The organism is Mesorhizobium sp. M7D.F.Ca.US.004.03.1.1 (genome assembly GCF_003998635.1).
GTDB lineage: Bacteria > Pseudomonadota > Alphaproteobacteria > Rhizobiales > Rhizobiaceae > Mesorhizobium > Mesorhizobium loti.
In genome coordinates this window covers 1-7,382 of the sequence record NZ_RZQG01000233.1, presented here as the reverse complement: position 1 = coordinate 7,382, position 7,382 = coordinate 1, and the positions used below count along the sequence as shown (strand labels likewise).

Annotated in this window: 8 protein-coding genes; 3 read left to right on the top strand and 5 right to left on the bottom strand. The window is 61.3% G+C overall.

Going from position 1 to position 7,382, the window contains the following annotated elements; translation table 11 throughout:
- Positions 1-259 precede the first annotated feature (259 nt).
- Genes EN935_RS15270 through EN935_RS15255 form a run of 4 tightly spaced genes read right to left on the bottom strand, consistent with a single transcriptional unit; the run spans position 260 to position 3,607 of the window.
- A complete protein-coding gene (locus EN935_RS15270) occupies positions 260-1,237 on the bottom strand; it encodes a quinone oxidoreductase (protein ID WP_127262502.1) in 978 nt (325 codons plus the stop codon).
- Between the two features lie 29 nt (positions 1,238-1,266).
- Entirely contained in the window at positions 1,267-2,085 is an 819-nt protein-coding gene (gene pcsA / locus EN935_RS15265) for a phosphatidylcholine synthase (protein ID WP_127373413.1), read from the bottom strand.
- Positions 2,082-2,696 (bottom strand): DUF1326 domain-containing protein, encoded by a 615-nt coding sequence (locus EN935_RS15260; RefSeq protein WP_109671262.1) that lies wholly within the window; start codon positions 2,694-2,696, stop codon positions 2,082-2,084. Before EN935_RS15260 ends, pcsA begins: the two co-directional genes overlap by 4 nt.
- 14 nt (positions 2,697-2,710) lie before the next feature.
- Positions 2,711-3,607, bottom strand: coding sequence for a DUF2182 domain-containing protein (locus tag EN935_RS15255; RefSeq protein WP_164757537.1), 897 nt, complete (start codon positions 3,605-3,607; stop codon positions 2,711-2,713).
- A 112-nt stretch (positions 3,608-3,719) separates the two neighbouring features.
- Here EN935_RS15255 and EN935_RS15250 point away from each other — a divergent pair, with 112 nt between their 5' ends.
- Together EN935_RS15250 and hspQ are read left to right on the top strand one after the other, a co-directional pair.
- Positions 3,720-4,928, top strand: coding sequence for a UbiH/UbiF family hydroxylase (locus EN935_RS15250; protein WP_127262504.1), 1,209 nt, complete (start codon positions 3,720-3,722; stop codon positions 4,926-4,928).
- Positions 4,929-5,094: 166 nt separating this feature from the next.
- The gene (gene hspQ / locus EN935_RS15245; RefSeq protein WP_056587784.1) at positions 5,095-5,418 is read left to right on the top strand and encodes a heat shock protein HspQ; all 324 of its coding nucleotides are present in this window, start codon (positions 5,095-5,097) and stop codon (positions 5,416-5,418) included.
- A gap of 67 nt (positions 5,419-5,485) precedes the next feature.
- Here the strand turns inward: hspQ and EN935_RS15240 are convergent, their stop codons facing one another.
- A complete protein-coding gene (locus tag EN935_RS15240) occupies positions 5,486-6,115 on the bottom strand; it encodes an invasion associated locus B family protein (RefSeq protein ID WP_109671259.1) in 630 nt (209 codons plus the stop codon).
- Between the two features lie 232 nt (positions 6,116-6,347).
- Here EN935_RS15240 and EN935_RS15235 point away from each other — a divergent pair.
- On the top strand, positions 6,348-7,382 hold a 1,035-nt coding region (locus EN935_RS15235; RefSeq protein WP_164771143.1), incomplete at its 3' end, for an extracellular solute-binding protein.

Here is a 7,382-nt window from a genome sequence, read left to right as displayed (position 1 = left end):
GATTTCACCTCTGGCGATGTCGAGATCGATGTGATCGCACGCCGTCAGCGTGCCGAATATCTTGGTGAGGCCACGGACCTCGAGCAGGTTCGTGCCGTCCTGATTTGCACTCACAGTGCCTCCCATCTGGTTAGCCAGATATGTTCTGTGTTCCCGCAAGCATGGTAGGCGCGGCCGGCTCTCATCGGAAAGCGGCACGCGTCTTGAAAGAGCTTCAAGAATTTCAGCGGAAATTCAAGGATTAGCAAGGCAGAACGGACTAAGGGATGAGAATGGTCGTCCCTGTCGTCCTGCGGCCCTCGAGGTCGGAATGCGCTTTGCCGGCGTCCTTGAGCGCATAGCGCTGGTTGATCTTGATCTTGACGGCGCCAGTGAGCACGACTTCGAACAAGGCAGCGGCGGACGCCTCGAGGTCTTCGCGTTTTGCATTGTAGACGAACAGCGTCGGCCGGGTTGCGAACAACGAGCCCTTCTGTGCCAGCAACGACATGCTGAACGGCGGGATCGGTCCGGAGGACTGGCCGAAGCTGACGAACATGCCAAGCGGCCTCAGGCAGTCGAGTGAAGCCGGAAACGTGTCGTTGCCGACCGAATCGTAGACGACATCGCACTTCCTGCCGCCGGTGATGGCGGCGACGCCGGCGACGAAATCCTGTTCCTTGTAGTTGATGACGTGGTCGAAGCCGTGCACCTTGGCGAGTTCGATCTTGTCGGACGAACTGGCGGTGCCGATGACGGTCGCTCCGAGATGTTTCGCCCATTGGCCGAGGATCAGCCCGACGCCGCCGGCCGCGGCATGGAACAGGATCGTGTCGCCGGCTTTCACCTTGAATGTCCGGCGCAGCAGATATTCTGATGTCATGCCTTTCAGCATCATCGCGGCGGCCTGTTCGTCGCTGATGCCATCTGGAACCTTGACGACGCGGCTGGCATCGATGATGCGCTTTTGCGCGTAAGCCCCTGTCGTCACGGCATAGGCGATGCGATCGCCCTGCTTCAGCCAATCGACGTCCTGGCCCACCTCCAGCACCACGCCGGCGGCTTCGCTGCCTGGCACAAGCGGGAACCCGCCGGGCGGCGGATAAAGGCCCGTGCGATGATAGACATCGATAAAATTGAGGCCGATCGCCGTGTGCCGGATCAGGATCTGCCCCGATCCCGGCTGGCCGGGATCTGTGTCCTCATAGGTCAGGACTTCCGGGCCGCCATGGGCGTGGATACGGATCGCTTTGGACATCGTTAGGCTTCCTTGAGAAAACTGGCTGATCAGGCCTTTTTGGCACCGAGGTTGGGAAAGAACTGCATGACGCCACCGATGCAGGCAAGGTAGAGCCCGGTGATGGTGATGCCAATCTTGGTGAAGGTGCTGACCTGTTCGCCGAGCACGCCGATCTGATCATAGAAGGCGGCAAGTGCCGCCTGCGCCAGGGCAAGCGCGCCGAAAGCGCACCACAAAAGGGTCATCGCAAGATTGATGCGCCGCAGCCGCACCACACGCACCGGATGGATGAAGTTGATCGGCACGAAAGTCAGAATGCCGGCCGCCACCACCACCGCGAACGAAACCCATTGTCCGGGCTCGATGACGAACAGCGTGAACACCACCATGTTCCAGACCACCGGGAATCCCTTGAAGAAATTCTCCTTCGTCTTCATGCCGGTATCGGCATAGTAGATGGCGCTGGAGACGACGATGATCGCCGCCGACAGGAACGACAGGCCTTCGCCCATGAAGCCGCGCTGATAGAGCGCGAAGGCCGGGATCAGCACATAGGTCACGTAGTCGATGATGTTGTCGAGCAGTTCGCCCGACCAGGCCGGCAGGATCTCCTTGACCTCGAGCTTGCGCGCGATCGGCCCGTCGATGCCGTCGACGAACAGCGCCAGCCCGAGCCACCAGAACATCGCCGTCCAGCGCTCTTCGCTTGCCGCCACCAGCGACAGGAAGGCCAGGAACGAGCCCGATGCGGTCAAGAGATGGACGGAGAACGCCCTTGCCTGCGGCCAGGTGACTTTCTTCTTCGGCCGCGGAATCCGGTCCGTGATCTTCTTGGCGGCTTTTCTGGCCGTTGTGTTCTTGCTCACGGGCCCCGCCAATCCAGCTTGCAGATTTCGGCCGAACGGCCGGCGAAATTCCAGTTGCGGCCGAAAGCCCGCATCTTGCTTTTGTCGGACCTGGCCACGATGATCTCCGGCGCGATCCAGTATTCAGAATTGCTGATCACCGTATCCTTGTCGCGGTCCTTGCCGGGGATGGGTGTCACCGCCCCGTCGATGATCTTCGGTATCTGGAAGATGCGCGTCTTGTCACGCGTCTCATAGGTAATCGGCACCTGCTCGACGCCGAGGAATTTGCCGACCAGGATGGAGAGCAGCGATGTGGTTCCGCCCGCCTTGCCGGTGAAGATCTTGGTCAGCGCCTTGACCGCGTAGACCGAGGCTCGCTTGTCGATGAACAGGCCGGCGGTCCAGTTGCCGCGGCTCATGTAACCGGGGATTTCCATGACCAGCCCAAGATTGAGATTGGACAGGTCGACGTCGCCGAAATGGCCTGCATCGATGCGAAACCCGGCCCAGGTCTGGCAATAGCCTTCAGTTGGCGGATGGTTGCCGAGGGACAGCACGCAAGGGCAAAAAACCGTGCAATTGCAGGAGAGTACAAGCTCTCCCTTCATTGCCCAGTTATGATCTGCCATCGATTTTCCCCCACTCACAGCGAGACTACTAGCAGCGCGGCTGCCCAGACAAGCAGTATCGCACCGGCCAGCCGGGTTGGAACCCTGCTGGCCGTTTGTTTTTCGATCAGGGTGAACAGCCCGATCAGCGCCATCCAGAAGACGTTCATGACGCCGACGGCGAACATCACCAGCATCAACGCCCAGCAGCAGCCGAGGCACCACAGGCCTTGCGTGACGCCAAGCCGGAAGATGCTGGCCGGCCTGGCGCTCCAGTTCGCGAAAAGGATCGAGAACGGGTTCTTGCATTTCTTCAGGCAGGCTTCCTTCAGGCCACTGAACTGATAGAGGCCGGCGACCAGCAGAGCGAGCGCACTGGCAGCGCCGACGACCGGGTCGAGCATCTCGCCTGAAGCGGCGAATGTATGGGCGGCCAGGGTCAGCGCCGCGAACATCACTGAGGCAGCGAGCCAGACGCTGAGGTAACCAGCGACCAGCACCAGCGGATGGACGACTGGTTCGCCCTTGATGCGAGCCGTATCGGCGATCTCGCAATAGGTGCGGATCATCGGCGCGGCCGAAGGCAGCATCGTTGCGATCGCCATCAGGAACCACATGAAAACGAGCGCGCCGACCTGCAGGCCGAGACTTGCGTCCAGAGGCACCGGCGAGAGGCAGAGCGCAAAGAACCGTTCCAGGAAATCGGGCAGCGGCAATCGCGGCAGATTGCGCAGGATCGTGTCGCCAGGGGTGCTGACGCCTGCAATCCTGCCTTCAGCGCTGCGGATTGCCATCGCGGCAAGAGACAGCCAGGCAAGCAAGATACAGGCGCCGACAACGACGTTTACCGTGACGCGAGGATTTCGTGCGATGCTCGCCATGGCGCGGCCGGCGCGGTCGAGATGGCTGAAGTCGTCTTGCTGGCCGGTCATGTCATTCGAATGGGCCGAATCGCCGCGTTGATCAAGCGGCATGATCTGACCTATATGCTTATCGAACGGCGGGTCGGGGAGACCGCCTCGCACTGCAAGCCGGAAGCCGATCTTGGAGCATGAGCAAACTGCGCGGATACTGGTTGCTGGCACGGGGCCGGCAGGACTGATCGCGGCGCTCGGTTTTGCCGCCGCAGGTTTCCCGGTGACGCTGGTCGGGCCGGAGGCCACTGCCCCCGATGGTCGCACCACGGCCCTGATGAACCCCGCCTTGAAAGTGCTTGAGCGGCTGGGCGTGCTCGAAGACATCAAGCCCAAGGCGGCGCCCCTGAAAGTCATGCGCATCGTCGACGCGACCAGCCGGTTGATCCGCAGCCCGGTCGTCACCTTTCGCGCAAGCGAGATCGATGAGGACCAGTTCGGGCTGAACCTGCCCAACAGCGTGCTCAATCCGGCACTCGCCAGCAAGGTTGCCGCGCATGCCGGCATCGAATGGCTGAAGTCAATGGTGGCGACCTGGCACCTCGATGCCGAGCACGTCCGTGCCGTCCTGAGCGACGGCAGCTCGGTGGATGCATCGCTGGCGGTCGCCGCGGACGGACGCTTGTCGCCGGCGCGCCAGGCAGCCGGCATCTCGACCTCGGCTCGCTCCTATCCGCAGGCGGCTTTTGTCCTCAATTTCCGCCACAGCAGCGACCACGCCTTCACCTCGACGGAATTCCACACCGAAACCGGCCCGTTCACGCAGGTTCCCCTTCCCGGCAATCGCTCGAGCCTGGTTTGGGTGGTGAGGCCCGAGACCGCGACCGAACTCGCCGCATTGGACGATGCGACGCTTTCGATGCGGGTCGAACAGCAGATGCAGTCGATGCTGGGCCGGGTGACGATCGAGCCGGGCCGGCAGATCTATCCGCTTTCGGCGGTGACGCCGCTGCGTTTCGCGCGAGACCGTGTGGCGTTGGTCGGCGAAGCCGCCCATGTGTTTCCGCCGATCGGCGCGCAAGGCCTCAATCTCGGCATCAGGGATGTCGACGATCTGATTGGAATCGCTTGTGAAAATCGGAGCGATCCCGGCGCCGCCAAGGCCTTGGCAGCCTATGACTTCAAGCGTCGGCCCGATATTCTGGCGCGCAGCAGCGCGGTCAACCTGCTCAACATGTCGCTGCTATCCGACATGCTGCCGGCGCAGATGGCCCGCGTTGCCGGGCTCGGCGCGCTCGGTGGCTTCGCGCCGCTTCGCGCCTTTTTCATGCGCGAGGGACTTCGTCCCGGCAGCGGTTTCGCGGCACTGGCCGGCGGCCTGCGAAGGCCGGCACGCTGACAGCGAATTTCCGAACGTTTCCGATAATCTGCGTCATCGACATCGTCGCGTGCTGCAAACCTTTGCATCGCGTCCTGCGTAGCTTAGAGGCGCGCTTGGACGCTTCGGGATTGAATTGATGAGCCGTCTGCGCCAAATAAGCTCAAGGAATTCAGTGGTGAGTACGATGAAAACAGCCAAATTCGCAATCGGACAGGTGGTTCGCCACCGGCTGTTTCCATTCCGGGGCATCATTTTCGACGTCGATCCGCAATTCGCCAACACCGACGAATGGTACGAAGCCATCCCCGCCGACGTTAGGCCGCGCAAGGATCAACCTTTCTACCATCTGCTCGCCGAGAATTCGGAGACCGAATACATCGCCTATGTCTCCGAGCAGAATCTGCTCGAGGATCAGTCGGGTGAACCGGTCCGGCATCCGCAGATCAAGGAGATGTTCGACAAGAAGCCGGATGGGGGCTACCAGCCGAAACGGCAGTCGAGGCATTGACCCACCAGGGTCACAAAAAAAGCGGGGCATGATCCCGCTTTTTTATTGGCTCGGCGATATCGGCCGATCAGTTGGCGGTCTTCGCCTTGTCCTGCTCTTCCTTGAGCTTCTTGGCGAAATCCTGGTTGTTCTTGGCGACGAAGTCCTGAAGCTTCTTCTGCCGGTCCTCGATGTCCGACTGCTGCAGCGCCGGGCCGTCATAGGCGCCGCTGAAGCCCTGCAGGGCGATCTTGATCGGGTTGGGCTGGTTCTGGAAATTGACGGAGGTCAGCGTGATCGCCTGGCCTTTCTTGAACGAGGCGACAAGCTGATCGGTCAGCGGCACTTCGGCCACGCAACGATCCGGGAAGCAAATCACATAGTCGAGCTTCTGCGCCTTGCCGGTGTCGATCTGCAGGCCGATGCCGGGAGGCACCAGACGACCGGTTGGGACCGTCACCTGGAACACCTTGCGGTTCACTTTGCCCTTGAGCTCGATCAAGCTGACGCCGGTGACCAGCTGGCCATTGCCGGCGGTGGTGATGTTCTGGACATTGCAGATGTCGACGTCTTCCTGCTTGGTGCAGGCCTTGAACCAGCCTTGCGGAATCTGCTGTTGCTGCTGTGCGGAAGCAGCGGGAAGTCCTGCGCCCAGAAAGCCGATCACGCCAGCGGCCATGACCGACAGGCGGTACGCGTTGCTGTTCAGGCTCGTCATGTCGTGCACTTCCTCTCAAATGATCCCGGGACCGGCTTCTTCGTGCCGTGTGGTCCAGCTACCTGTTGCCGAAATGAGGCAACAGAATGACTTCGGAGGGCGTGTTACACTGCAAGCGAGGCCGAATCCAGCCCGACGTGAGCAATTGTTGAGCGCGCGGTTGGCTGGCGCGCAGCCGCCTCATGCTAGGGTGCACACCGAATCATCAAGCCGACCCAGTAAGGAGACGGTCATGGGCCGCGTTCTTGTTTGGCTGATCACCGCGATATCGTTTCTCGCACTTTCGCATCAGCCGGCCGCATCGGAGCCGAAGCACGCGATCGCCATGCAGGGCGAACCGGCGCTGCCGCCCGACTACACGCATTTCAACTACGTCAATCCCGATGCGCCGAAGGGTGGCTCGATCACCTATTGCGTCGTCGGCAGCTTCGACAATCTCAACCCTTTCATCCTCAAGAGCCTGCGCACGACGGCGCGCGGCATGATGGACACGATCTTCGGCAATCTGGTTTTCGAACCGCTGATGCAGCGCAATGCCGACGAGGCTTTCACGCTCTACGGGCTGCTGGCCGACACGGCCGACATGGATCCCGAGCGCAAGAGCATCGAATTCCACCTCAATCCGAAAGCCAAGTGGTCGGACGGCCAGCCGGTGACGCCGGAGGACGTGCTGTTCAGCTATGACGTCTACACCGAGAAAGGGCGACCGCCCTACAGCGACCGCATGGCCAGGGTCGCCAAGCTCGAAAAGACCGGCGACCACAGTGTGCGCTTCACCTTCAACGACAAGGCCGATCGCGAATTCCCGCTGATCATCGCGCTGACGCCGATCATCCCGAAGCACGCCTTCGACAAGGAGACCTTCGACAAGACGACGCTGAAGCCGGTGATCGGCAGTGGTCCCTATACGATCGCGCAGGTACAGCCCGGCCAGCGCATCGTGTTCAAGCGCAACCCGGATTACTGGGGCAAGGATGTCCCTGCCAAGCGCGGTTTCGACAATTACGACCAGATCACCATCGAGTATTTCCTCAACGCCAACGCCAAGCTCGAAGCGTTCAAGAAAGGCCTTTGCGCCATCGACGATGACAGCGACCCGGTCAAGCGCGAGCGCGATCTCGATTTTCCGGCCTTCCACAAGGGCGATGTGGTCGCGCAAACCTTCGACACCGGCATTCCGCCCGTCGTGACCGGCTTCCTGTTCAACACAAGGCTGCAGAAATTCGCCAATCCGGCCGTGCGGCGCGCGCTCGGCATGCTCTACGAC

Coding starts and splice junctions, on each gene's coding strand:
- EN935_RS15270 (WP_127262502.1), bottom strand. CDS start 1,237: ATGTCCAAAGCGATCCGTATCCACGCCCATGGCGGCCCGGAAGTCCTG.
- EN935_RS15260 (WP_109671262.1), bottom strand. CDS start 2,696: ATGGCAGATCATAACTGGGCAATGAAGGGAGAGCTTGTACTCTCCTGC.
- EN935_RS15255 (WP_164757537.1), bottom strand. CDS start 3,607: ATGACCGGCCAGCAAGACGACTTCAGCCATCTCGACCGCGCCGGCCGC.
- hspQ (WP_056587784.1), top strand. CDS start 5,095: ATGAAAACAGCCAAATTCGCAATCGGACAGGTGGTTCGCCACCGGCTG.
- EN935_RS15240 (WP_109671259.1), bottom strand. CDS start 6,115: ATGACGAGCCTGAACAGCAACGCGTACCGCCTGTCGGTCATGGCCGCT.